22 protein-coding genes, 2 pseudogenes and 1 riboswitch are annotated in these 25,241 nt (G+C 42.6%); of the genes and pseudogenes, 4 read left to right on the top strand and 20 right to left on the bottom strand.

Annotated features, from left to right (window positions below):
- Positions 1-108: 108 nt before the first annotated feature.
- Positions 109-258 (top strand): annotated as a pseudogene (locus ACTQWB_RS13700) (transposase); the annotation flags it as partial.
- 136 nt (positions 259-394) lie between these two features.
- On the opposite strand, the gene ACTQWB_RS13695 reads toward ACTQWB_RS13700, so the two are convergent.
- Complete coding sequence (locus ACTQWB_RS13695) at positions 395-547, bottom strand: hypothetical protein (RefSeq protein ID WP_441502122.1); 153 nt, start codon at positions 545-547, stop codon at positions 395-397.
- 26 nt (positions 548-573) lie between these two features.
- On the opposite strand from ACTQWB_RS13695, the gene ACTQWB_RS13690 reads away from it, so the two are divergent.
- A complete protein-coding gene (locus tag ACTQWB_RS13690; protein WP_441502121.1) occupies positions 574-690 on the top strand; it encodes a DUF6783 domain-containing protein in 117 nt (38 codons plus the stop codon).
- Between the two features lie 67 nt (positions 691-757).
- Here ACTQWB_RS13690 and ACTQWB_RS13685 read toward each other — a convergent pair whose 3' ends face one another.
- From ACTQWB_RS13685 to ACTQWB_RS13675, 3 genes and pseudogenes are all read right to left on the bottom strand, one after another.
- The gene (locus ACTQWB_RS13685) at positions 758-1,174 is read right to left on the bottom strand and encodes a MarR family winged helix-turn-helix transcriptional regulator (RefSeq protein ID WP_441502120.1); all 417 of its coding nucleotides are present in this window, start codon (positions 1,172-1,174) and stop codon (positions 758-760) included.
- 279 nt (positions 1,175-1,453) lie between these two features.
- Positions 1,454-3,067 carry an AAA family ATPase gene (locus ACTQWB_RS13680; protein ID WP_441502119.1) on the bottom strand — a complete coding sequence of 538 codons (1,614 nt, stop codon included), beginning with the start codon at positions 3,065-3,067 and terminating at the stop codon, positions 1,454-1,456.
- Positions 3,068-3,184: 117 nt separating this feature from the next.
- Positions 3,185-3,631 (bottom strand): annotated as a pseudogene (locus ACTQWB_RS13675) (sugar transferase).
- Between the two features lie 412 nt (positions 3,632-4,043).
- Positions 4,044-4,151, top strand: a riboswitch (glycine riboswitch).
- A 2-nt stretch (positions 4,152-4,153) separates the two neighbouring features.
- Between ACTQWB_RS13675 and ACTQWB_RS13670 the strand changes: the two are divergent.
- Positions 4,154-5,563: an alanine/glycine:cation symporter family protein gene (locus tag ACTQWB_RS13670; protein WP_441502118.1), complete on the top strand. Its 1,410-nt coding sequence runs from the start codon at positions 4,154-4,156 to the stop codon at positions 5,561-5,563.
- 251 nt (positions 5,564-5,814) lie between these two features.
- Here the strand turns inward: ACTQWB_RS13670 and phoU are convergent, their stop codons facing one another.
- The 8 genes from phoU to ACTQWB_RS13630 form a co-directional block, all read right to left on the bottom strand.
- Entirely contained in the window at positions 5,815-6,495 is a 681-nt protein-coding gene (gene phoU / locus ACTQWB_RS13665; protein WP_441502117.1) for a phosphate signaling complex protein PhoU, read from the bottom strand.
- A 1-nt stretch (position 6,496) separates the two neighbouring features.
- Positions 6,497-7,246: a phosphate ABC transporter ATP-binding protein PstB gene (gene pstB / locus ACTQWB_RS13660; RefSeq protein WP_441502116.1), complete on the bottom strand. Its 750-nt coding sequence runs from the start codon at positions 7,244-7,246 to the stop codon at positions 6,497-6,499.
- Between the two features lie 188 nt (positions 7,247-7,434).
- Positions 7,435-8,292, bottom strand: a complete 858-nt coding sequence (gene pstA, locus ACTQWB_RS13655; protein WP_441502115.1) for a phosphate ABC transporter permease PstA — start codon at positions 8,290-8,292, stop codon at positions 7,435-7,437.
- Positions 8,285-9,139: a phosphate ABC transporter permease subunit PstC gene (gene pstC, locus ACTQWB_RS13650; protein WP_441502114.1), complete on the bottom strand. Its 855-nt coding sequence runs from the start codon at positions 9,137-9,139 to the stop codon at positions 8,285-8,287. Before pstC ends, pstA begins: the two co-directional genes overlap by 8 nt.
- Positions 9,140-9,315: 176 nt before the next feature.
- A complete protein-coding gene (locus ACTQWB_RS13645) occupies positions 9,316-10,176 on the bottom strand; it encodes a substrate-binding domain-containing protein (RefSeq protein WP_441502113.1) in 861 nt (286 codons plus the stop codon).
- A 182-nt stretch (positions 10,177-10,358) separates the two neighbouring features.
- Complete coding sequence (locus ACTQWB_RS13640; RefSeq protein WP_441502112.1) at positions 10,359-10,736, bottom strand: hypothetical protein; 378 nt, start codon at positions 10,734-10,736, stop codon at positions 10,359-10,361.
- The gene (locus ACTQWB_RS13635; protein WP_441502111.1) at positions 10,718-11,311 is read right to left on the bottom strand and encodes a UbiX family flavin prenyltransferase; all 594 of its coding nucleotides are present in this window, start codon (positions 11,309-11,311) and stop codon (positions 10,718-10,720) included. The genes ACTQWB_RS13640 and ACTQWB_RS13635 overlap by 19 nt, the downstream gene beginning before the upstream one ends.
- A gap of 108 nt (positions 11,312-11,419) precedes the next feature.
- Positions 11,420-12,670 (bottom strand): UbiD family decarboxylase, encoded by a 1,251-nt coding sequence (locus ACTQWB_RS13630; protein ID WP_441502127.1) that lies wholly within the window; start codon positions 12,668-12,670, stop codon positions 11,420-11,422.
- Positions 12,671-13,121: 451 nt separating this feature from the next.
- On the opposite strand from ACTQWB_RS13630, the gene ACTQWB_RS13625 reads away from it, so the two are divergent.
- Positions 13,122-13,802 (top strand): GTP pyrophosphokinase, encoded by a 681-nt coding sequence (locus ACTQWB_RS13625; protein WP_441502126.1) that lies wholly within the window; start codon positions 13,122-13,124, stop codon positions 13,800-13,802.
- A gap of 161 nt (positions 13,803-13,963) precedes the next feature.
- Here ACTQWB_RS13625 and ACTQWB_RS13620 read toward each other — a convergent pair whose 3' ends face one another.
- The 8 genes from ACTQWB_RS13620 to ACTQWB_RS13585 all read right to left on the bottom strand — a co-directional run bounded on the left by ACTQWB_RS13620 (position 13,964) and on the right by ACTQWB_RS13585 (position 25,049).
- On the bottom strand, positions 13,964-14,293 hold the full coding sequence (locus tag ACTQWB_RS13620) for a hypothetical protein (RefSeq protein ID WP_441502110.1): 330 nt from the start codon (positions 14,291-14,293) through the stop codon (positions 13,964-13,966).
- A gap of 728 nt (positions 14,294-15,021) precedes the next feature.
- On the bottom strand, positions 15,022-16,029 hold the full coding sequence (locus ACTQWB_RS13615) for an ABC transporter ATP-binding protein (RefSeq protein ID WP_441502109.1): 1,008 nt from the start codon (positions 16,027-16,029) through the stop codon (positions 15,022-15,024).
- Positions 16,022-17,218, bottom strand: a complete 1,197-nt coding sequence (locus ACTQWB_RS13610; RefSeq protein WP_441502108.1) for an ABC transporter ATP-binding protein — start codon at positions 17,216-17,218, stop codon at positions 16,022-16,024. Before ACTQWB_RS13610 ends, ACTQWB_RS13615 begins: the two co-directional genes overlap by 8 nt.
- An 8-nt stretch (positions 17,219-17,226) precedes the next feature.
- Positions 17,227-18,969, bottom strand: a complete 1,743-nt coding sequence (locus tag ACTQWB_RS13605; protein WP_441502107.1) for an ABC transporter permease — start codon at positions 18,967-18,969, stop codon at positions 17,227-17,229.
- Between the two features lie 10 nt (positions 18,970-18,979).
- Complete coding sequence (locus tag ACTQWB_RS13600) at positions 18,980-19,966, bottom strand: ABC transporter permease (protein ID WP_441502106.1); 987 nt, start codon at positions 19,964-19,966, stop codon at positions 18,980-18,982.
- A 215-nt stretch (positions 19,967-20,181) separates the two neighbouring features.
- A complete protein-coding gene (locus ACTQWB_RS13595) occupies positions 20,182-22,482 on the bottom strand; it encodes an ABC transporter substrate-binding protein (protein WP_441502105.1) in 2,301 nt (766 codons plus the stop codon).
- Positions 22,483-22,780: 298 nt separating this feature from the next.
- Positions 22,781-23,353 carry a hypothetical protein gene (locus tag ACTQWB_RS13590; RefSeq protein ID WP_441502104.1) on the bottom strand — a complete coding sequence of 191 codons (573 nt, stop codon included), beginning with the start codon at positions 23,351-23,353 and terminating at the stop codon, positions 22,781-22,783.
- A 19-nt stretch (positions 23,354-23,372) separates the two neighbouring features.
- On the bottom strand, positions 23,373-25,049 hold the full coding sequence (locus ACTQWB_RS13585; RefSeq protein ID WP_441502103.1) for a M3 family oligoendopeptidase: 1,677 nt from the start codon (positions 25,047-25,049) through the stop codon (positions 23,373-23,375).
- Positions 25,050-25,241: the final 192 nt, after the last annotated feature.

Below are 25,241 nucleotides of genomic sequence, written 5' to 3'. Positions count from 1 at the left end.
GGTGGGCTTCCTCCGATCATCAAGCGCCAGAGATACTATCAATCTTTGGACCTGGCTGCATAGTCAGTGATATCTTTGAGATAAATGTGTCAACCAATATTGACAATATCAGTCCGTTTAAAACTGCTGAAGATTGCTGCAAAAGTAGTTCATTCAGCAAGATATATCACATTCAAGCTGTGTAGCAGCTGCCCTTATAAAAATGAATTCTATGAGACACTTTCAAATATCGGTAAGCTGAATGTACAGCTGGAATAGCAACTATTAACAAACCTTGACAGCTTAATAACCGCTCAGAACTCTGCCACAGGGATTTTATACCCTTTTTGGAAACTGATTGAGCGATGTTTAGGCTACATGGGTCAATTTTCGGATTCATGGTACAGTTATCAGTTTAGATACTGTTCCGTGAATAATTCAGGCTAAGTACATATGGAATGGATGAAATCGGTGACGTTCCAAGGCTTGCTTTTGTCACAAGGCTGACACCCAGTGCATTGATAAACAAGCCTACTAAAAACAACAGATATCTTTTTAATTTATTCATTACTCGTATCTCTCCCTTTTATATATGTGTGGTTCTTTTTTACTTCTTCTAAAGCGTGTTTGAAAAAAGCTTTCTGCAATCTGCACGCCCCACTTTGCGTTATATTTTGCCCTCTTTCAGTCGGCGGAGCCCAACATCGTTGACTGACGACAACCATGCAGATGACAAAACAAGTGATGCTGAAAGTACGGTTACTGGTCGAAAAGAGTGCTAGTCTTGTAGATTGGAATATATTTTTTTATACACAGCCATGAAATTTCGAAATTCTTCCTCTGAAATATGTTCCAAAGCCTTTTTTTCCACTTTTTCAAAAGCTTTTTCTACCAGCATCTGCTTCTGTTTTCCCTCTTCGGTCATGAAAATATGAAAGCTTCGTCTGTTTCCGTTTAAAGTTCTGCGCTGGATCAGGCCTTTCTCTTCCATCTTATTTAAAATAGTAGTCAGCGAACCAGCCTCCAGAAAACAGGCCTTTGCAATCTGTTTTTGATTGCTTCCGTCATGGTCTTTCAGATAATCCAGAATCTTCGGCTGCCCGATGGTAAGTCCGGTAGTTTTCAATTCCTCCATTAAAGCTTTCTGCACCAGCATCTGGTTCGCCATGATCAGGTAATGCAAAGTTTCATCCATTCTGTCATCTCCTTGCTGATAATAGTTATAATTCAAACAATTAGAATTACAACTATTATATTATCATATGTCAATCGTAAAATAAAGATCTCGCTTTGCATTGTAAAGTAAATACCCACTTTACAGGAATAATTTTGAGGAACGCGTAAATGCGCATTTTAACAAAAAAACACCGAAAACCGCTTATAAGCAATTCTCAGTGTCTTTTATCATTGGCTGTATTTATTTAAAATAAACCATTACGTTCTCAGTCTGTCCAGTCTTTGTGTTCAAAACCTCCTACAGCACTTCCACCTTACATTTATGCTCTTTTGTTTCTCTGTTATAGCTGATTCCAACTGCTAGAATTCTTCCAGTATACCTGTTTTTTTCTGCTATTTTTCCGCGAAATCGTAATACATATTCTTTCTCAAGAATCTGTTTAATCGCTTCTTCTGGTGTATGATCCACTTTTAATTCCAGAATAATGCAATCCTGATCATACCTGATGGGATAAAATATAAAATCCACAAACCCTCTGCCAGCCTTATCTTCCCGTTCAACTCTGTATTCATCTCTTGCGGCAAGATATACCAGATTAATAATTGCTGAAAGTTCTGTTTCGTTATTATATGATAAAATCGGAATTTCTGTATTATGGGCATACGTAATAATCTCTGACATTGTATCCGTATCGCCAGCCAGTGTCGCCTGGAGCATTTTAGACGATATATTCGCCAGGCGATGTATATAACCCAAGGAAGGTTCTTTCAGAAGCATATCTAAAAATTTCTCCATTAATTCCCGGTTTGGAACTGACACTCGGCCTTTTTCATATTTCAAAAATCCATAAACAACCATTGCTGAAAAAATTTCTTCCTTTGTTTTCAATTTCTGAGAAGTCGCTGCATATTCATAAATTCTTATAGGAACGCTTTCTCCAGAAATCATCAACGCCAGATCATCTCTAATTTCTGCAATATTATTAGAAATATAGTAAAAAATTTCGTCGTACGGACCTGAGCTCGTCCAGTAATTTCCAAGGTTATTGTTCGATAATGCCATGACAACAGACCTTGGATTGTACAGCTTTTCCCCACTCTTTGTACTATATCCATCATACCAGAGCTTCAATCCCTCACGACTCACATTCAAAATCTTTTTATTTTTCTCTCTGTATCGTTCATATAATACATCCACGTCCTTCTCTGTGAATCCAAAATATTCAGAAAATCGTTCTTCTCCAGCCATTGTATATTCTGCAAACATGTTTAATTCTGAGCCACTGGAATATTTTGCAATTGGAAGAATACCTGTCATATAAGCCAATTTAACATATGGGCGATCTTTCAACAACGAACGTAAAAAGGTAAGAAATTTTTTCTTATCCGTTTCGGACACAAAATCCTGGTGAAAAATATAATCCCATTCATCCAGTATAAATATAAATTGAGCAGCTTCATTTTCGGCGTAGATATCACAGAGAACATCAATAAGATACTCATCCTCTTCAAACTCTATGTCTGAATATTCTCGTTTTAAATCCCTGATTAACTTTTTTTCTATTCTCTTAATGTAAGAATCATAGGACTGGCATTCTGTGGCTATATCATTAAATGAAATGTGAATAACTGCATATTTGTTCATATACTGCTTATAATTTTTTACAGACGAAATATAAAGTCCTTCAAAAATATCTTTTGCATCACAGCTTCTGGAAAAAAAAGCTGCAAGCATATTTGCAACAACTGTTTTTCCAAATCGTCGGGGCCGTGTAACACATACATAGTTGCTCCCCTCGCCAACCATAGGAATCATTTCTTCAAGGAACCCGGTTTTATCTACAAAATAAGGTTTTTCTAATTCGTTTTTATATAATGTATATCCAGTTTTACTATCAAGATAAATTCCCAAACCCAGCGCTCCCTTCCACAACATACCTTTTTTCTTTCTTCTTAAGTATACACAAAAAAAAGGAATGTCTCAACCGTAAACTGCATCTTCCCATAAACATTCTTTAGGTTTTCATTATCAGATAAAACCAAGCATCCATTCCTCAAAACTAATTTCATTCCGATGTGGTGCTATCTGCCAATAACAACTTAATCCAGGAGTGACATATAAACGCTGTCGCTCATATTCTCCATATTTTTCAACTTCCCTAGGCAATGCTGGTCGCGGTCCCACAATGCTCATATCACCTTTTAATACATTCCACAACTGAGGTAACTCGTCTATGCTGGTTTTCCTAATGAATCTGCCAACTCTTGTGATTCTAGGATCATCTTTTATTTAAAAAACCGGTCCGTCCATTTCATTCTTTCCAATTAATTCCTCCAATTTTTCTTCCGCATTCGGGCACATTGAACGAAATTTGTAAAATTTAAATATTTTCCCATTTCTTCCAACGCGTTCTTGCGAAAAAAAAGGCCCCGCTGAGGGATCATCCAAAACTATTGCTCCTGCAACAATAAACATTAATGGTGACAATACCACAAGAGCTATAGATGAAAAAATAATATCTTGAACTCTCCTTACGCACCAATAGCCTCTATGATTTTTTAGATTTTCCTTACGGTCAACCACTACATCTTTTGTAATCGCAAATTGTTCAACTTCCATACTCTTCTCCTTCGTGTTTTATAGCCCATTTTGTTCTTTTTCATAATTATAACATTTACTCATAATAATACAATTAAAATTTAGAGTAATTTTGACATGTTTAATTGGTACAAAATGCCAAATACTAAATTTTTTTCTTTTCAGAATAAAATCTTTTTTCTGAAAATATATTGAAATTTCTCATAAATTGTGCTACTCTTTCTTTCAGTGTATTTCTACACAATACGAATGACCGTCATGCTCGCACATTTTATTTGTAGGCAGCGCCTTTCGTAACTCAGGAGAGTCTCTTCAAAAAAATAAATGGAAGAGCGCCGAAGGTGTACGCAGCATTTTATGCTGTTAATCTCTCAGGCAAAAGGATGGAGGAAAGAAAACATGTTTACACAAATCAACAACTTTATCACCTGGTTTGACGGAGTCGTTTGGGGACTTCCGCTAATCATTCTGATCCTGATCACAGGACTTCTTTTAACCGTTCGGTTAGGCTTTTTACAGGTAAGACATCTTGGAAAAGCATTAAAATTCATGGTACGAAATGAAGAAGGCGGGGAAGGTGAAGTGACAAGTTTCGGTGCCCTTTGCACAGCTTTGTCAGCTACCATCGGAACCGGTAATATCGTCGGTGTTGCAACTGCTATCGCAGCTGGCGGACCTGGAGCCCTATTCTGGATGATCGTTGCCGCATTTTTCGGAATGGCAACCAAATACGCAGAAGGACTTCTGGCGATCAAATACCGTACTATTGACAAGGACGGACACGTTCTTGGCGGACCATTTTATTACATTGAAAACGGTATGGGAAAACAGTGGAGATGGCTTGCGAAGATTTTCGCATTCTTCGGAGCTGGCGTAGGTCTTTTCGGAATCGGTACTTTTACACAGGTAAATGGTATTGCTTCTGCAGTAAAGAACTTCTTTGACCCGGATACTGTACACACTGTTTCCCTTTTTGGAAATACATATTCCTGGGCTACCGTAATTGCCTGCCTGATCCTTACTTTATGTGTAGGACTTGTAGTACTTGGCGGCATCCAGCGTATTGCTAAGGTTTCCCAGATTGTTGTACCATTTATGGCAATTCTTTATGTAGCACTTGCACTGATCATTGTGATCACCAATATCACAGCTGTTCCTGGCGCTATCGTAACCATCGTAAAAACAGCATTCAGCGGAAGTGCCCTGGCAGGTGGTGCTATGGGAACCATGATCGTGGCTATGCAAAAAGGTATCGCGCGTGGTATTTTCTCTAACGAATCCGGTCTTGGTAGTGCTCCGATCGCAGCTGCTGCCGCACAGACAAAAGAGCCTGTTCGCCAGGGACTTGTTTCCATGACTGGTACTTTTATTGATACTATCGTAATCTGTACCATGACTGGTCTTTCCATTGTCATTACAGATACCTGGAATACAGGACTGGAAGGTGTAGCTATTACTACAGCAGCCTTCCAGAAGGGACTTCCGTTCCCTCCACAGTTCGCATCATTTGCACTTATGCTGTGTCTGGTATTCTTCGCATTCACCACGATCCTTGGATGGGATTATTACGGTGAGAGATGCCTGGAGTACCTTTTCAACCGCAACATGACCGCAGTAAAGACTTACCGCTGGTTATATATCATCTGCGTATTCTTCGGACCGTACATGACAGTTGCAGCTGTATGGAATATCGCAGATATCTTCAACGCCCTGATGGCATTTCCGAACCTGATTGCATTACTGGCATTAAGTGGTGTAGTAGTGCGGGAAACAAAGGATTTCTTTAAGAGACATAAGAATTATGAATGAGCCCGATATTATTAAGGCTTGTTTGAATATAGCTTTAGTATATAAGTAAGAATTCCTCTCCTGAAAACAACTATGATTCTTTAAATGCACAAATAAATAAGTGAATATTTTAGACCCCTCCCTTAGACAGATGCTTTTAGCCTGGCCTTGGGAGGGGTCTTCTATCTGCTATTTGCTCATACAAAAAACTGACTACACCACTTACTCAGAATGATATCTTTTCTGTGGTATAGTCAGTTATCATCAAAGCTTTACAGTGATTCCGGATTAAACAGATCACTGATGCTGTCACCGTTTCTGTGGATTCCATCTACTGTAAATTCTGCCCACTCGCCAATGTTGGTTGCATGGTCACCGATTCGCTCATAGTATTTGGAGATCATAAGAAGATCAAGCACTTCATCACTGGAATAGCCCATACGGTTCATATCCAGTGCTTTTCTTACCTGATTGAAAAGATTGTCCAGAATATCATCGCTGTCGATCACTTTTTTTGCCAGATCGCTTTTTTCCTCTACATAAGCAGTAACACTGTCGTTTACCATATGCATGGCGTGATCTGCCATCTCCTGAAGGGGAATAGCAGTTACAGGTACATGGACACTTCCTGTGTTCATAATCTCTGCAATGTCTGTAGCCTGATCACCGATACGCTCCATATCCGTAACCATCTTAAGTGCTGCAGAAATCTTACGGAGATCTGCTCCTACAGGCTGCTGTTTCAGAAGAAGCTGCATACAGAGAGCTTCGATATTATGCTCTTTGTCATCAATCTCCTTCTCAATTTTTGCGATTTCTTTTGTGGCAGCTTCTCTGACTTCCACACTTGCCAGAAGCTGACAGGTCTTCATGATTGCCTGACCGCACAGATTTCCCATCTCCAGGATCTCATCTGAAAGCCTGGAAAGCTTCGCGGTATACACGTCTCTCATATCAACCAAACCTCCCTGTAATATACTCTTCTGTTTTCTTATTCTGTGGTCTTGAAAACAGTTCTGTAGTATCGTTATATTCGATGATCTCGCCCAACAGGAAAAATGCTGTCTTATCGGAAATACGTGCTGCCTGCTGCATATTGTGGGTTACGATCACAATGGTATAACGGTCTTTTAATTCCAGAGCCAGATCCTCAATATGGGAAGTAGAAATCGGGTCAAGTGCTGAAGTCGGCTCATCCATAAGAAGTACTTCCGGTTCTACCGCAAGTGCCCTTGCAATGCAAAGTCTCTGCTGCTGTCCACCGGACATTCCAAGTGCACTCTTTTTCAGACGGTCTTTTACTTCATCCCAGATAGATGCATTCCGAAGGGCACGCTCTACGATATCATCTAGCTTTTCCTTGGAATGGATTCCATGTGTACGGGGGCCATATGCAATATTATCATAAATACTCATTGGAAATGGATTTGGTTTCTGGAAAACCATTCCCACACGTTTTCTCAACAGGTTTACATCGATATCCCCATAGATATCCTCTCCATCCAGGCGGATATCCCCTGTGATCCTGCATCCTTCCACCAGGTCGTTCATACGGTTTAAAGATTTCAGTAAAGTGGATTTTCCGCAGCCACTGGGACCGATAAAAGCGGTAATTTTTTTCTCCGGAATATCCAGATTGATATTTTTTAAGGCATGGAAACTGCCGTAATACAGATCCATGTTTTTTACATCTATTTTACCCATATTCTCCTTTTTTGAAAGCTTTGACAGCTATAAGCTTTATGCCTGCTTATCTGCCAGCTGCTTTCCTGCCTTTCTTGATGATCTGCAACTGTTTGCACCTAGTTTTTTCTATTAATAATCTCTGCAGAATATATGTAATAGCTTTCCCAAAATCATTCTGCAATCCTGACAAATACACTGTGTCTATCCTACTTCTCTCCGCCTGCTTTACTTAATCTCTTCGCACATACTCCTGAGATCCAGTTCAGTACCAGCACAAATACCAACAGAATAACCGCTGTTGCATACGCCTGATCCATATAAAGACCTTCACTGGAAAGCACATACATATGTACGGCAAGAGTTCGTCCGGAGCCCATCAGACTTTCCGGAACCTTAGCAACAGATCCTGCGGTATAGATAAGAGCTGCTGTCTCACCTACAATACGTCCTGTAGCAAGAACCACACCGGAGAGGATTCCGGGAATGGCACTTGGAAGTACCACTTTAAATACTGTACGCAGTTTTCCTGCACCCAGTCCTAAGGAAGCTTCCCTGTAAGCATCTGGCACACCGAGAAGTGCTTCTTCTGTGGTACGAATGATCAGCGGTAATATCATGATTACTAATGTCATAGAGCCAGACAGAAGGGAATATCCCCAATGAAGGGCTGTACTGAAAAACAGAAGACCAAACAGACCGAAAATAATAGACGGGATTCCCTGAAGGGTTTCTGTTGTCACGCGGATGATTTTTACCAGCTTACTTCCCTTTTTTGCATATTCTACAAGATAGATCGCAGCAAAAATACCAAATGGTACCGCGATCACCAGTGTCAGCAAGGTGATGATCAGGGTATTGATCAGTGCCGGCATAAGGGAAGCGTTGTCAGAATTATATTCCAGTGCAAACAGATCCGGTGTCAGATTGCCTACACCTTTTATCAGGATAAAACCTACCAGGAATGTCATAACTGCAACTGTGATAATCGCAGCCAGCCACACCAAAAGCCTCAGGATGGCAGAACCCGGATGATTTTTCCAGTAAGATAATTTGCTTTTACTCATCTTCGGCTCTCCTCTTCAGGGCTGATACACAAAGGTTGATAATCAGGATAAATACGAATAATACAACACCTGTTGCAATCAGTGCTTCTCTGTGAAGATCTGTTGCATAGCCCATTTCGATAACAATATTTGCAGTCATGGTACGAAGTCCTTTGAAAAGTCCCTGCGGCATCCAGGTCTGGTTACCTGCTACCATGATCACTGCCATGGTCTCACCGATGGCACGTCCGATTCCAAGAACCACACCAGCTAACACACCAGACTTTGCAGCCGGGAAAACAGTACCAAACACACTTTTTTCGTGGGTTGCACCAAGAGCAAGTGCTCCTTCATAATAGCTTGTGGGAACACTTTTTAACGCTGGTTCTGCAACACCGGTTACCGTTGGAAGAATCATGATTCCAAGAAGTACAGAAGCTGTCAGCATAGTACTTCCATCATGGCCGGTAAGCTGACGGAGCAGCGGTACGAATACCGTTAATCCAAAGAAACCATATACAACGGATGGAATGCCTGCCAGAAGGTTTACCATTGCTTTTAGTGGAGCATACAGTTTCTTCGGACAGTAAAATGCAAGGAAGATAGCAAGCAGAAGGGCGGTCGGAACTCCTACCACAATTGCGCCTGCTGTTACATAAATACTTCCAAGGATAAATGGGAAAATTCCATATAAACCATTGGATGGTTTCCATTTCATTCCAAACAGGAAATCAGGCAGGCCAATCTTCGCCATCGCCGGGATTCCGTTTGCAAAAAGGAAAATACATATTAATGCAACGGCCAGCACCGAAGTGCAGGCCGCTACAAGGAACACGATTTTCATTACCTTTTCATTAATTGATTTCATAAAGTCCGTTCCTTTTTTATTCGGGAAGTTTGATTTGTTGTGAAAGTACTTTAGGTCTTTCTTTTTTCTTTTTCGTTCGCTTTACATTATGTCTTCTCTGACATTAAAACTTAACAGCATGTTACTGTCCACATCGTGAACAGTAACAGCTTCATATTTGTAACTATTTTTCTTAATTACTTGGTCAGGTCTTCCCAAGTTGTGATATTGCCAGTATAGATGTCTTTTACCTGCTCGCTTGTGAGCTCTTCTACACCGCTGTCATTGTTTACGATAACTGCGATACCATCCTGTGCGATAACAGTTGCGGTAAGACCAGCTTCTGTCTCGCTGTCTTTCAGTTCACGGGAAGCCATACCGATGTCGCAAAGACCGTCGATTGCAGATGTCATACCTGTTGTGGAATCACTCTGCTGAACCTCGATGTCAACTTTATCGTTTACAGCTTTGTAGCCTTCTGCAAGTTTCTCCATAACTGGTGTTACAGAAGAAGAACCAGCTACTACAACTTTACCTTCTACGTCAGCACCTGCATACTCTGGTTTATCACCAACTGCGATGTATCCGTTCTCCTCGATAATTGCCTGTCCGTCAGCACTCATGATATAGTTGATGAAATCCTGTGCTGCTTCGCTTACATCATCTTTTGTTGCAATGTTGAATGGACGAACTACTTTGTAGTCACCAGACTCAATATTTTCTGCGGTAGCTTCTGCTCCGTCGATTTTTACTGCTGTTACGCTGTCATCCAGGGAGCCAAGGGAAACATATCCGATTGCGTTCTCATCCTGTGCAACTGTGCTTAACATAACGGATGTGCTGTTTGTGATCTTAGCTGCCTCTGTTGTATTGTCTACTTTATTTCCATCTGCGTCTTTTTCTTCAATTCCAAACAGTTCGATAAATGCGCCTCTTGTACCGGATCCGTCTTCTCTGGAGCAGATTGTGATATCGCCGGAAGCTGCTGCCATAACTGTTGTTCCCATTGTTGCTACTCCTAATAATGCCGCCATTGCTACTGCTAAACCTTTTTTCATGATTTATTTTCTCCTTTTCTTCGCGGTCCTTTTTGTTTTTCTCTCTCTCGCGATTACATGTGTATCTTACTGTCCGGATGTAAAATACACTATCGTAGAAAAGTAAAATAAATGTAAAAAAACAGACCTCTTTGAGATCTGTTTTTTTACATTTTGTTATTTGATTTCTATTTCAAGAATTTTCATCTAAGTTCTTCCAATAATAATTTTTCCAGCTTTTCTTTTGCAACCAATACCTCTTTTATCTGCTGCGGCGTAATGTTTTCCAAATGAAATCCTCCTGTACATACCACAGTTTTTCCACAAGCCTGACACATCCTTTCGGCAAATGTACGGCATATGCTCTCGTCTTTATGCCCGGTAAGATTCACCACAGAAGATGTGACACTTCTCTCCCCATTTCCGGAAAGAGAAAGTCTTGGCACTGCCATAACCGTACAGCCAATATGAGGTTTATCGCCGCCTTGTATGTATAACAAAATGTCTTCTCCGATTTTTGCAGCTCCGGCTTCTATATCAAAATCTGACGTGCTGATTTTTTTTACGACAGTCCATTCCATCGTTTGTACTCCTTTGCTTCTATTCCAAATGGTTCCAGAAGCTTCGCGGCAATGTGATATACCATTTCATCTATGTTCTCTGGCTTCTGGTAAAAAGTCAACATCGGCGGGATTATGTGGACACCCGGAATCATGGATAATTCATAAAGATTTCGCAAATGTATCGCACTCATGGGCGTTTCCCTTGCAGCAAGAACCAGAGGGCGTTGTTCCTTCAGGGTTACGTCTGCTGCCCTCAGAAGAAGGTTGTCTGCATATCCGCTGTGAATTCCGGCTACTGTTTTCATAGAGCAGGGAACAACCAACATCCCACAGGTTTTAAAAGAACCGCTTGCAGGCTCTGCTCCGATCTGCTCTGGTTCCAGGCTGCAGTCAGCAAGATTTTGCACCATCTCTGCAGGCAGGTTTATTTCATGCTCACAGGTGACCTTTGCACTTTTGGTCATGATCAGCCAAGACTCAAAATCCTCTTCTTCTCTGATCAGTTCCAGACATTTTAACAAAAGAGGGATTCCGCTTGCACCGGTTGCACCCACGATCAGTCTTTTTTTCTCTTTTGGAATCTTCTTAATCATTTTATTTTCTATTATTCTCATTTCCAATATTGTTTTTCGCCATTACAATTCTGATATTTTTTATCAGGAATCTTCTCAATTGTTACTTATCATTATTATTTTCTCATTCTATAACCAACGCGAAGGATCCACTTCCATAAATTCAGCCCGCATAAACCTGCCCTTTTCCTTATACGGTACTGTACAGTCAAAAATAGTTTTACATGCAATTCCATGGTCTTTTATACTTGGGGAACAGGAAGGATCGTTGGATGGATCCGGTGGATGACATCTGACACCCGGAATGGTAATAATATCTGCATCCCCCTGGAATCTGGTATTCATTGCCCACAGCACATCATTCATATCAAAGCAGTCCACATCTTCATCTACAAGAAACACATGCTTCAGCTCACTAAATGCAGAAAATGCCAGCAAAGCAGCCTGTCGCTGCCTTCCCTCATCACTTGCAGACAACTTTTTGAATTGGAGTACAGCCATATATTTTCCACCGCCAGCTGAACAACAGTATACATTTTGAAGTCTTCCTGGCATTGCCTTTTCCACCATTCCATAAATGCTTGCCTCTGTAGGAATTCCTGCCATTGACACATGCTCCTCACTGGGGGCAATACAGATCTGCATGATAGGATTCTTCCGATGTGTTACTGCCTTTACCTTGATCAGCCAGCATTCTTCACTTGCCGGTCCGGTATACCCGGGAAATTCCGGCATAGCATATCCGGTATGACTGTTCTGATCTTCTTTGACCCGCACATGAGGAATCACTTCTCCTTCAATCACATATTCCGCATTTGCAATTGCCATTTCCTTTATGGAAACGCATTTGCAAAGCTGTACCGGCTCTTTGCGGATTGCCCCGGCTACTGAAAGTTCGTCATAGCCAAGTGGTGTTGTAGGTGGCTCAAAACAGGAACCGATTTCTATAGCTGGATCCACACCAATGCTGATAGAAATAGGTAAAGTCTGATTTAATTCTTCTGCCCGTTCTGCCATTGCCCCAATATGTCTCGCACCTGGGGTAAAGAATATAGACAATTCATCTTTTCCCTGTATGCAAAGCCGGTGAATCGTCACATCATGAACGCCTGTATCCGGATGGGTTGCATAACACATTCCCAGAGTAATGTAAGGTCCCGCATCCACAGGAGTATTAGTCGGAGCCGGAATCAGTTTATACAGATCAAACTCCGGTTCATCTGCCTTATGAATCACTTCCTGGCAAGGAGCTGGCGTGAAGATTTCCACTGGCGGTATGGGTTCTGCCACGCTTTGGTACAGTATTTTTCCAAGATTCTCCGATTCACATCCAAGCAATGCCGCTACTCTTTTTCTGCTTGCTTCCCCTTTCCCATCCATTGGCACACAGGGACGAAATCTCTATTCATGAGATTTCCAGGTAAAATTTTATTCTCATGCATCCCTACACTTCCATTCATCAACTGTGCCTCCGGCTTTTCGAAGAAGCAGGTATATGCCCACACATCCTTCGCACAGTACGCCTGGAGTCTATTATCAGCGCCGTTGAGGCTGGAGAAGGCATCAGCCTTTTTGCGCAAAAAAATTTTGAATTGTTTCAGCACACCAGTATTATTTCTGTTCCGTTGAAAGAAGCACCACCTTTGATAACCGGTGCTGTTTTTCATGGTTCCAAAAGTAATGCTTCAAAAAGTGCCATTCCTTCAAACACTGACCATTTACAGCCAATAGAAATGTTGCGTCTTTCCTGCTCTTCTTATATAATATGAGAAGAATTGACAAACAAGTGAAATACCAAATGGATTTTGAAATAAAAAAGAAAGGACTTACTATGACCAAAGAAGAAAAGAAAGTCACCTGGCTGGATACTCCGGATCCCCAGCGTTTTATCAATAATGCCGCCAAATTTAACGATCTGATGATGATGTACCGCTGTGCCATCCGTGAGGTACAGACAAAGCTGGAAGTTCTGGATGATGAATTTTCCGTAGAATATAAGAGAAACCCTATTTCTTTTATTAAAACAAGGGTCAAAAAACCGGAAAGTATTTACCGGAAGCTGCAGAAGCTGGGCTATGATTTTACAGCTGAGAATATTCAGGAGCAGTTAAATGACGTGGCAGGAGTCCGTGTGGTCTGTGCATTTATTGATGATATTTACACGGTTGCAGATCTCATTGCCGTACAGGATGATATTAAAGTTATTAAAATCAAGGATTATATCAAGAATCCAAAGCCAAATGGTTATCGTAGTTATCATATGATTGTGGAGATTCCTGTATTTTTCTCTAAGGGAAAAACGCCTATGCGTGTAGAACTCCAGATTCGTACCAACGGCATGGATTTCTGGGCAACCCTGGAGCATCAGCTCCGCTATAAAAAAGGAATTGAAGATCTGCCTGGATACGAGGATATCAGTGAGGAACTGCTCCGCTCTGCTCAGGCAGTAATCGAAACAGATAATGAGATGCAGAGAATTAAGAATAAGATTGGAATGTTTCATGATATCTAAAATTTAGTCATTTTATCTTTTTAAGACCAGATTGCTTTTTTAATGACATCATTAAATAAAAAAATACAACCCTGGGAAGAATCTTAAATATCAGTCAGCGCATATTAGAAACAATATCTAATGTAATAGCTTTCTTGATATTCTTCATCAGGGTTGTATTTTTATTTCAGCCAGATAAACACGCAGAATAAAATAAACAAAAACGCTGCTCCACCAAATATCAGTCCAACGGTAAGAGATGCCTTCAAAGAGAGCCAGATCATGCTTCTTCTTTCTTCCTTTGTCATTGGCGGGTTTTGAAATGCTGCCACATTATCTGGTACCTCATTCTCCATTCCTGGCTCTGGCACTTTCACGTCAAATTCTTTTCTGCGTCTGGATAGGTCTCCCGGAAGAATCTGCCACGGGCGCCTGGAATTCCAGGGCATACCATCCACATCCATATTGGCTACTGTGTAATCCGGTAACTCTTCTTTTTTTCGTTTTCCCATGATAGAACCTCCTGTGTTGCTATTTAATGTGCTGATTCATGTTTCCCGTACGCGGTTTCGCAATGTATATTCACCGCCGTGCGGAGCAACGTTCCGGTGAGCTAAGACCTAACTGCGACTAAGCCGCTCGGGAAAGCCCTCTCGGCTAAGTCTCCGTAAGGCCTGGATCTCACCTTCACTAAACCCGCTCCTGAAATGCACGGCTACGTGAATATACATTGTGAAACCGCTGGTTATTGACAACTGCAACTGACCGGGCAAGAGTTTATTGGCAGAAATTGACTGCTCAATATAAAAATTATTGTTATTTTATATAGTAATCAATCGGCGAATAGTGGATATTTAGCTGTTTTTAGAAGTAGTAAAATAACCACTACGATGAACAACAGGAGCACAGTCCTCACGCCCCATTAATCGTGGTGGGTGTGAGTTCTCTCGTTACCAATCACCAGCGGGTTCGCAGGGTATGTTCCTAAGCAAGTCATTTCAGGCGCGTTTTTAATGGAGGCGAGATCCAGGTCTTACGGAGACTTGACGCGAAGGCTCTCCTGAGCGTCTTAGTCGCAGTTAGACCTTAGCTCACCGGAATGTTGCGCCGACTTGCGTGGAATATACCCTACGAACCCGCGTACGGGTAACGACACCCAGCACATTAAATAGCAAAATATCCAAATATTACTCCGAATTAAAAAAGCACATCAGGCCAGGGAAGTCCTGGCCTGCATTTTTTAGTCGTATAAATGGCAACGCACCTTATGTCCGTTCCCCATATCCTTCACTTCCGGAACCTGAGTCTTACAGATTTCCATGCACTTGCGGCATCTGGTATGGAATTTACATCCCTGCGGCGGATTCGCCGGGGACGGAATATTTCCCTCCAGAATAATGCGGTTTCTCTTCAGATCCGGATCTGGCATAGGAATTGCAGAAAACAATGCTTCTGTATACGGATGAAGCGGATTTGCAAAAATATCCTCTGTAGTACCAGTCTCTACAAGACCGCCCAGATACATAACACCGATGGTATCGGAAATATGCTCTACAACGGAAAGGTCATGAGAGATAAACAGATAAGTCAGATTTCTCTTCTCCTGAAGCTCCTTTAACAGGTTTATGATCTGCGCCTGCACGGAAACATCCAGTGCGGAAACCGGTTCATCACATACTACAAACTCCGGATTCAGGGCAAGCGCTCTTGCAATACAGATACGCTGTCTCTGTCCACCGGAAAACTCATGTGGATAGCGGTCCTTATGATAGGACTGAAGTCCACAGTCATCCATGATCTTTGTCACATAATCTGCATATTCAGACTTGGGAACAAGATTATGCTCTTTTACTGCCTCTCCAATGATCTCCCCAACTGGAAGTCTTGGAGACAGGGAAGAATAAGGATCCTGGAAAATGATCTGCATCTTGGTACGCATATCGCGCATTTCTTTCCTGGAAAGACCGTACACATCTTTTCCATTAAACAGAACCTGTCCGTCTGTTTTCTCGATCAGTCGTAAAATGGTACGTCCTGTGGTGGATTTACCACAGCCGGACTCTCCTACAAGCCCCATTGTGGTTCCTCTTTTTAGGGTAAAGGAAACATCATCTACTGCCTTTACAGCACCGACCTGTTTACCGAACATTCCACCCTTGATCGGGAAATATTTCTTGAGATGGGATACCTCCAGAATGTTCTCGGACTGCTGATTCTTTTTATTTTCCGCTGTCTTATTTTCACTCATGGGCTTTTCCCTCCTCTCCTGGATGAACATTTGTCAGCCATCCGGCTTCCGGACGGTCTACATAACGGTAACAGCTGACTTCATGGGTAGGACTTAATTTCACAACTCCCGGATAACTTCCCTGACACTTGTCGCAGCTCAGCTCGCAACGGTCACGGAAATAGCAGTAATCCGGCATGTCGATCGGGTTCGGAACTTTACCTGGAATGCTGTAAAGTTTGTCTACCTTCTTTCCTACAACCGGCTTGGAACGCATAAGTCCAATGGTGTATGGATGAGAAGGATGATTGAAGATTTCTCTTGCAGTTCCTTTCTCAACCACACGGCCGGCATACATAACTACTACATAATCTGCCATCTCTGCAATAACACCAAGGTCATGGGTGATCAGCATGATGGAGGAATTGATCTTATCCTTCAGGTTACGCATCAGGTCAAGGATCTGCGCCTGAATGGTAACATCAAGAGCTGTGGTAGGCTCATCTGCAATGATCAGCCTTGGATTACATGCAAGTCCAATGGCGATACATACACGCTGACGCATACCACCGGAAAGCTCATGAGGATACATTTTATAAACACCCTCACTGTTGGCAATTCCAACCAGCTCCAGCATTTCAATGGTTCTTGCCTTTACCTGCTCTTTGCTCATATCCGGATTATGAAGCATGGTGATCTCATCTACCTGCTCCCCAATACGGAATACTGGATTCAGTGCAGTCATAGGCTCCTGGAAAATCATGGAAAGTTCATTTCCACGAAGCTTCTGCATCACACTTGTAGGTGTATTTACAATATTATAAACCTTATCTCCTGTATTAAAACGGATTTCGCCTTCTACAGTCTGTCCCTGTGGACGCTGCACCAGCTGCATAAGGGAAAGGCTTGTTACAGACTTTCCACAGCCGGATTCTCCAACCACACCAACTGTTTTTCCCTGAGGAATCTCAAAGCTTACACCGTCAACAGCCTTTACTGTTCCGATGTCTGTAAAGAAATAAGTATGGACATTGTCAAATTCTACTACATTCTCCGGATTCTTCATAGTACTTAAATACTCAGACTCCGGAATATTTTTTCTGTTTCTCTTCTTCTCTATCTCATTGGTAATTCTCCGGTTCTCTTTGGAGATTCTCTTTGTTTCCTTAGCTGAGATATAGTTTGCGTTTTTCTTACCAAATAATGCCATATTCGCACCTACCGTTTCATTTTCGGGTCAAAAGCGTCACGAAGACCATCACCCACAAAGTTAAATCCAAGAACGGTCAGCAGGATCAAAAATCCGGCCGGGATCCATACGAACCAGAAGTTGGTCAGTACATATACATCATTTACCGCATTTACAATATTACCCCAGGAAGCGTATGGGAACTTAACACCGATTCCAAGGAAGCTAAGTGTTGCCTCCATCAGAATAACATCACCAAGTCCCATTGTTGCAATAACGATCAGCTGTGGAATAACATTGGGGATCAGATGACGGAAAATCCTTCTTGAAACACGGACACCGGTAGCCTCTGTAGCAACCATGAACTCCTGCTCACGAAGGGACAAAATCTGACCGCGGACCATTCTGGCAATACCCGGCCATCCTACGATACCAAGGATTGCACAAAGTGCATAAATACGGATACGCGGATCAATCTTGTAATAGTCCATAACTGAACCAATGATAATGTACAACGGCATCGCCGGAATACAGATAACTACGTCAACCACACGCATGAGAATGGTGTCTACCCATCCTCCGAAATATCCGGAAATACCACCGATCAGAATACCGATGATACCTTCGATAATGATAACAACGAAACCGATCATCAGTGAGATACGTCCACCATACATCAGTCTGGTCAGCATATCCATACCGTTTCCATCCGTTCCTACCCAGTGCTTCTTGCTAGGAGAAGCATACGTATCATTGACTGTAGTCTCTTTCTGGCTGCGGACTACATACTGTGTATTCTTAGTCTGAAGCTGATAAGTTTCCTCCTCGCCAGTCTCATTAAGAGCTGTAAAGGTGGATGCTTTCTCAGTAATTGCCTGTTCTACTGCTTCTTTAAAGGAAAGAGAAAGGAATACCCCTTTTGTCTGTGGAGATACCAGAAGTCCGGAAACAGTGGCGTAAACCTCACCATCTTTCACAATTTCCGTGGAAGTCTCTCCCTCAACGGTATTCAACTCATATTTGATTCCATCACATTCGAAGGAATCCTCTCCTGCTTCCAGTGCGTCCAGAGCTGCCTGCTGCAGATCAAAGTCAAGCTTTGCATCCTCCGCTGCCGCGCTGAAAACCATTTTGGTAGCAAACGCAACTTCACCTGAAATAGTAATCTGGTTCTCACGGCCGGCTTTTTCAATGCTGTAGGTAACGCCATCTACCTCAAAGGTATTTTCATCATTGGATACAGCCTCTTCATAGCCTTCCTTGATCGCATCTGTTACTTCTGCCTCACCAGCTGCCTTATAAGTGGATTTGCCTTTCAGGGTAAGAACTGTGGCAACAGGCTCTGCCGAATAAATCGCCCAGTATTCTTCTCCCTTCTGCTCAAGTCCATAAGTCACACCGTCTGCCTCAAAGCTTTCATCTCCCTTGTTTGTCGCAAGGATAAATTTCTGCTGTCCGGCTGCCGGAAATTCTGTTCCGTCTGCTGTTTCAAAAATATATGATTTATTATAGGTAGCTCCTGCATAATCCTTCCAGACATGATCTGTCTTACGGAATACCTGGCTCTCACTGTAAGGGCTTATCATACCGCCTACAAATGAGAAAATAAACATCGCTACCAGAATTACAAGTCCTGCCACGGCCAGCTTATTACGGAAAAAGCGCTTGGCAACAAGCATACCCGGTGAAAGGACTTTTACACGCTGCTCATCATCCAGTGCCTGGGAGGTACTGACATGATCATCTTTTTTCTTTGTTGTATCTGTACTCATGTTTTTCCTCCTAATTTACTCGTACCCTTGGATCTGCCACAGCATACAGGATATCTGCGATCAGATTGCCGGTTAATGTAAGAAATGCCAGGAATACCATATAGAACATGGTAAACGGAATATCTCCCTGGGTCAGTGCCTGATAGGATGTATAACCGATTCCCGGAATCTGGAACAGGGTCTCTGTGATCATAGCTCCACCAAACAGGTTTGGAAGTGTACTTCCAAGGATGGTAATGATCGGAATCAGAGTATTGCGGAAAGCATGATGGTAAACAACCTTTTTCTCTGGAACACCTTTGGCCCTTGCAGTACGGATGTAATCTGCGTTCAATACCTCCAGCATATTGGTTCTGGTATAACGCATCAGGGAACCTACACTGACAATGGTAAGTGTGATCACCGGAAGGATCAAGTGCTGTGCCATATCCAGTATTTTTCCAACGCTTCCGTATGACTCATGCATACGGCTTACAATACCATACAAGTCAACCCATTTCAGATTGATGGAAAAGATCCATTTCAGAATCGTGGCAAAGAAGAAAGACGGCAGGGAAATACCAATCAGTGCAAACACTGTCACCGCATAATCCACCTTGCTGTACTGCTTGGTAGCCGATATGATACCCAGAGGTATGGCGATTATGATTTCCAATAGGAACGAGGCCAGAGCCAGCACAAAGGAATACCAGATAACACTGGAAAATTTCTTGGTTACCGGCTGATGGAAGATCCAGGATTCCCCAAACTCACCGTGAAGTGCTTTTCCAAGCCATACAAAATAACCTTCCAGAACCGGTTTATCCAGTCCGTAGGAAGCATTCAGCTCAGCGACCAGCTCATCATATGGCTTGGCGCCCTGCTTCATTGACATATCACGTGCCCTTCCTTCTACATAAGAGGTAGGAAGTGCTCTTTCAATTGAATAAATGATCATGGAAACGAAGAACAGAATCATCGCTCCCAGAAGTACACGACGTACAATAAATTTCTTCATTATTTAATCTGTCCTTTCCAGTACCAGTTAAGAAGACTGACCTTTTGTTCTTACTGGCAGTGTGTCCTGCCGGCTTAAGTCCGCCTGGCCCCTTATATGAAGCATTTTACCGGGCACGGCATCCACCGTAACCCAAGGCATACTGCCAGTAAGGCAGTGAGCCCACTTCTTACGGTGGGCCCACTGCACTAACCAGTCATTCTTCTTTTATACCTTTAGTTCATCTCGATATCTTTGATATCTGCATACCAGTTATAGAATGTGGTAATGTCTTTTGTAAAGGTATCTGCTTTGATACGTTCAGGACTGTAGATAATGCAGTTCTGTCTCTGATATATCGGGATCTCAACTGCCCAGTCAAGAATGATATCCAGACACTGTTTGTAAACAGATTTTCTGTATTCCTGATCTGCAGAAGTACGTGCGTCGATAATATCCTGATCCAGTGTAGCGTCATTGATGTGGTAATAATTGCTCTTTACGCTCTCGCTGTGGTAAACCTGATACATATCAGGATCAATAGTAGCCTGCCATGCAGCTGCCCACATTTCTGCTGTACCTGCATTTAAAGCATCCCACATGATATTGGAATCTGTAACATCATTGATCTCAAGTGTAAATCCGATGGACTCAAGAGCTGCCTTCGCATCAGTAAGGATTGCAAAGCTTGGGTGATCTCCACTTCCGTCAGCACCGATAATGATCTCATAGGACATCTTAGCGCCTTCCGGAGCTGCAGTTACTTTGCCATTTTCTACTGTATAACCAGCAGCTTCCAGATAACCAAGAGCGGCCTGTGTTGCTGCTGCAAATTTCTCATCATCAGACATATCATCTGTATAAATCGGATTTCCGTCAACATCAACAGAGTAAGCAACCTGATAATCTGCGTCAGATTTCTGAGGAGCTGCCCAGGATGTATTGGAGATCGGGTAGTTGATTACAGAAGCAGCGTCTCCATAATAGGAGTCGATTGCTACATCACGGTATACGGACATAACAGTTGCGATTGCTTTTCTTAAATCCTTGGAAGCGTCAGATCCCGGATCGCCACCAACATTTATGGTATTTGCATTCATACCAATGTATCCGTATCCAAGGTTATCAATTGCGTTCACCATGATCTTATCGCCATTCAGATCATCGTTGCCGTTGATACTCTTGATCTGGTCAAATGCAGATTTACTTCCGGATGGATCGGAAAGGTCGATAGTACCCTGCTCAACACCGGCAATCTTATCTGCGTCAGAAGTCTCACGCCACTGCAGATTCTTGGTCTTCGGTGCGCCAAGATAATAATTCTCATTTGCTTCCATATAAACAGTTTTGTTCTCATATTTCACAAATTTGTACGGACCTGCGCCAAGAGGCTGGTTTGCTTTGTCACGTACAGAGGAAAGGTCTCCTCTTGTGAATCCAAACTGATTATTGTCATAATCATACAGAGAAGCATCTCCATAATAATGCATTGGCTCAACGATTACGCCAAGATTGTAGATTGTGCTTGCCTCGAAGCCATCTGTTGTGATCTCAACCTCATAATCACCAAGCTTCTTGATTCCTTCGATATTGGCAACTTCCTCGCCCTCACCAGCTGCAGTTTTCTGCTCTACCAGATATTCCTGGGCGATTGTAGCTGCATCTTCGTCGAAGTATTCCTCATCACCATATGCAGCTGCAAGAGTTGCATAATCTGTGCCATACATATCAGCAATTTCATTGATAATGGTATCCTGGTCTTTGCCCTCTACGCTGTAACCATCCTCGGTAGCATAAAGCATAGCAAAGAACTCATCACCATTTGTAACGCCATAAGCATCTGCATAATCTTCCCATGCAGACTGTGCCCACTCATACTCAGAGGTAAGAAGCGGAACGATCAGGTCGGATTTTACCTTTTCTGCTACTTCATCCGGCATCTCAGCCAGTGTATTTGCAACATCTTCGTCTGTGATGGAATCTGCTGCTGTGGAATTCAGACGGTAATTCTTCATACCTTTGATATTGGTGGAATACAGAGTTGCGTTTCCATCATAATCATTATCTGCAAAAACATAATATGTGAAAATCAGGTCGTCTGCAGTAAGAGGTTCTCCATCTGAGAAGGTTACATCATCACGAAGTTTGAAATTGTAAACAGTCTCATCCTCACCCTGTGTAACAGTTACATCGGAAAGACCATAGTAAGTATACTCTGTACCATTGTACTCATGGGTCTCACCTTCAATACCATTGTAGATAATTGCACCAGAACGGTCATTTCCGAACAGATACTCACCTACAACGTCTGCGATCTGCTGATCCGGAACTGCTTCTGCAAACAATCCTGCAAATTTCTCGGAGAAGTTGGTCTGTCCAACAACCAGCGGTGTATCGGAAGAACCTCCCTCAGTTTCTTCTGCTGCATCAGCTGTGTCTTCTGCAGCGTCTGCATCCTCAGCAAAAACAGGAACACTCACTGTTGTTGCTGTCATGACGCCTGATAATAACAGGGCCATTAACTTCTTCTTGCTCATATCATATCCTCCTTTTTATGAGATTTATTGTAACGATCCACACTGCCTGTTTTGAGTAAGCCTGCCCATTACTGTCCATATTGTTCACAGCAACTCTTGTCTCACACAAAATGTCTGGCGGAGTATTACCATTATTGCGCGGCAATCTTACATTGCCTTATTTATAACTGCTCCTCTGCCCTTCAATATTGAAGTGGAACAATTACATTTATTTTAACATGTTTTCACACTTAAGCAATAGATAACTGGCGAAATATGTCTGGAATTTTGTCCATTTTTGCCAAAAACTGAGCGATTTTCAGCTAAAAATTGTAAATTTTGCTTTAACATGCCAATTTTGTACAGCTGTAACGCTTCCCAGTATTAAAATCATCACAGCAGCTGCCAGAAATAACAGTTCGCTGTTTATGAGAAAATTCCCGGAACCTCTGACCAGAAAAATCAGGTCTGTCACACTGGCAATCAGTGCAAGTATCACAACTGCCATGCTGCATCTTGCCGGACGGCGGATTCCCTTCTCATACTCAGCACGTGTCATATGCCCGGCATGCTCCTGTGGAACTATGACCTGGGATCTGACTCCCCTGCCCTCCTGCCTTCTGCAAAAGGACACAAGGGATACACCACCCATAATACCGTAGGCGGCTGGGAAAACTATCACCATATAGGGAAGCAGAATCCAGAAAATCCTGCTGCCTGCATTGTTCACCATAAGACTGGCAAAATAGACCAGAAGTGCCACCGTCATAAGCACTGTATTGAGAATTCCATGCTTTTTCAGTTCTTCCTGTGACAGTCCTGTACCATACCATTTCCCGGTATATTCGAATTGTTTCCCGCTCTGGCGGTAATCATTCCCATATTTTTTCACTTATCTGCCTCTTTATCAATTAATCCAGCTTCTTATCAAGCTCATCTACAATTTTCTGGATACAGCCATCCTCAAATGGAACGGTAAGTCCCACCTGCTTCAGCATGGAAGGATAAAAATCACTTGCGGAAAGCTCACAAAGCTTCATATAATCAGCCCATGCTCCATCATGGTCTTTCTCCATACGGATCTTGAACTGGAATGCACAAAGCTGTGCAAGTACATAGTCAATATAATAGAAAGGCAGCTCAAAAATATGATGCTGTCTCTGCCAGTATCCACCATCTTCCATAAATTTACAGCCAGTAGCATCCAGATATGGACGGTACTCTTTCTCCAGCTGATTCCATGCCTCGCGGCGCTGTGCAGGTGTCATCTCCGGATTTCCATATACAATGTGCTGGAATTCATCCACCATAGTTCCATAAGGGATAAAGTCGATTGCATCCTCAAGGTGCATCTTGCGATAATCATCGCCTCTTTCCCCAAAGAAAAGCTCGATCCATGGCTCTGCGAAAAATTCCATGGACATGGAATGGATCTCGGCAGTCTCCATAGTCAGATATCTGGAGTGATCCGCAATGGGATCCTTGCCGGATACATAGCTCTGGAAAGCATGTCCGCACTCATGTGTGATAACATCTACATCACCGCTGGTGCCGTTAAAGTTTGCGAAAATAAATGGTACACCATAATCCGGAAGCTCTGTCATATAACCACCAGTAGCCTTATTCTTACGTCCAAATACATCAAACAGCTCATTTTCCATCATCATATTAAAGAAATCCCTGGTCTGGGCAGACATCTCGGTATACATCTTGCGTCCGCTCTCCAGGATCTCCTTGGGAGTACCAATCGGTGCCGGATCTCCCTGTGGGAAATAAACACCCATATCATAGTAATGAAGGGCATCCACTCCAAGACGTGCCTGACGGTTCTTATGCATCTTGGCAGCAAGCGGTACAAATACTGTCTTGATCTGCTTACGAAGGTTCTGTATCTCTTCCTTGGTGTAGGAATTACGGTTCATGCGGCAGTATCCCATATCGATAAAGTTCTCAAAGCCAAGCATTCTTGCCTGCTTGGTACGGTTCTTTACCATCAGGTCATAAATCTCGTCAATCTCAGCCTGGTTCTTCTCAAAGAATCCGGAAAAAGCATCCCATGCTCTCTTACGGGTATCGCGGTCAGCAGAACGCATATACTTGCGCATAAGAGAAAGATTCAGTTCCTCTCCTTCCCACATGATCTTCGCAGAAGCGATCAGCTTGCTGTAACGGGTGGAAAGTGCATTCTCCTCCTGCATAAGTGGTATGAGACTGTCATCAAAGCACTTCATCTCCAGCTCCATGGACTTAAACGCTACCGGTCCGATCTTCTCTTCCATGTATGCACGGTATGGAGTGGCAAAAAGGACTTTCTGATATTCATTTCCAAGAGCAGTCAGCTCAGGAAGCTTCTCATCATAGTAGGTATTCTCATCTTCGTAAAACTTATCTGTCACATCGCCATCTCTGCGGATGTGTGCAATGGTATAAAGAGTCTTCACATGATCCACCAATTTGTTAAATTCCTGATGGATCTCGAACTGCTCTTCCCCACTCTTCGCCTGGGAAGCCCGGCTGATGATCTCTTTCCCCTGCGCGATTACTGCTGGAAAATCCACACGACTGTAAGGCATTTCTGAAAATTTCATCTTGTTCCTCCTTTATTCCCTGTTACTATAAGAATACTGGACGGCCACCATGAAGGCGCCATACACAGTGACAGGTATTTATAATAAATGGGCGGGCAACCTTCCTGATTCTCTCATCTCAGAATGCTGTCCGTCCATTGTCGCGTACCAATTACTATATCATAGCTGATACAAAATGAAAAGGCATAAATT

Source organism: Blautia sp. HCP3S3_H10_2 (assembly GCF_052122375.1).
In the GTDB taxonomy this organism is placed as follows: domain Bacteria; phylum Bacillota; class Clostridia; order Lachnospirales; family Lachnospiraceae; genus Blautia_A.
This window is presented reverse-complemented; position numbering and strand designations above follow the sequence as displayed.

Bases quoted from the DNA above. Each gene is read 5' to 3' on its own strand.
- ACTQWB_RS13600 (WP_441502106.1), bottom strand. From the start codon at position 19,966: ATGAAGAAATTTATTGTACGTCGTGTACTTCTGGGAGCGATGATTCTG.
- ACTQWB_RS13630 (WP_441502127.1), bottom strand. From the start codon at position 12,670: ATGGATGGGAAAGGGGAAGCAAGCAGAAAAAGAGTAGCGGCATTGCTT.
- ACTQWB_RS13695 (WP_441502122.1), bottom strand. From the start codon at position 547: ATGAATAAATTAAAAAGATATCTGTTGTTTTTAGTAGGCTTGTTTATC.
- ACTQWB_RS13595 (WP_441502105.1), bottom strand. From the start codon at position 22,482: ATGAGCAAGAAGAAGTTAATGGCCCTGTTATTATCAGGCGTCATGACA.
- pstA (WP_441502115.1), bottom strand. From the start codon at position 8,292: ATGAGTAAAAGCAAATTATCTTACTGGAAAAATCATCCGGGTTCTGCC.
- ACTQWB_RS13585 (WP_441502103.1), bottom strand. From the start codon at position 25,049: ATGAAATTTTCAGAAATGCCTTACAGTCGTGTGGATTTTCCAGCAGTA.
- ACTQWB_RS13645 (WP_441502113.1), bottom strand. From the start codon at position 10,176: ATGAAAAAAGGTTTAGCAGTAGCAATGGCGGCATTATTAGGAGTAGCA.
- ACTQWB_RS13635 (WP_441502111.1), bottom strand. From the start codon at position 11,311: ATGATTAAGAAGATTCCAAAAGAGAAAAAAAGACTGATCGTGGGTGCA.
- phoU (WP_441502117.1), bottom strand. From the start codon at position 6,495: ATGAGAGACGTGTATACCGCGAAGCTTTCCAGGCTTTCAGATGAGATC.
- pstB (WP_441502116.1), bottom strand. From the start codon at position 7,246: ATGGGTAAAATAGATGTAAAAAACATGGATCTGTATTACGGCAGTTTC.
- ACTQWB_RS13670 (WP_441502118.1), top strand. From the start codon at position 4,154: ATGTTTACACAAATCAACAACTTTATCACCTGGTTTGACGGAGTCGTT.
- ACTQWB_RS13625 (WP_441502126.1), top strand. From the start codon at position 13,122: ATGACCAAAGAAGAAAAGAAAGTCACCTGGCTGGATACTCCGGATCCC.
- pstC (WP_441502114.1), bottom strand. From the start codon at position 9,139: ATGAAATCAATTAATGAAAAGGTAATGAAAATCGTGTTCCTTGTAGCG.
- ACTQWB_RS13605 (WP_441502107.1), bottom strand. From the start codon at position 18,969: ATGAGTACAGATACAACAAAGAAAAAAGATGATCATGTCAGTACCTCC.
- ACTQWB_RS13685 (WP_441502120.1), bottom strand. From the start codon at position 1,174: ATGGATGAAACTTTGCATTACCTGATCATGGCGAACCAGATGCTGGTG.
- ACTQWB_RS13610 (WP_441502108.1), bottom strand. From the start codon at position 17,218: ATGGCATTATTTGGTAAGAAAAACGCAAACTATATCTCAGCTAAGGAA.
- ACTQWB_RS13615 (WP_441502109.1), bottom strand. From the start codon at position 16,029: ATGAGTGAAAATAAGACAGCGGAAAATAAAAAGAATCAGCAGTCCGAG.
- ACTQWB_RS13640 (WP_441502112.1), bottom strand. From the start codon at position 10,736: ATGGAATGGACTGTCGTAAAAAAAATCAGCACGTCAGATTTTGATATA.
- ACTQWB_RS13620 (WP_441502110.1), bottom strand. From the start codon at position 14,293: ATGGGAAAACGAAAAAAAGAAGAGTTACCGGATTACACAGTAGCCAAT.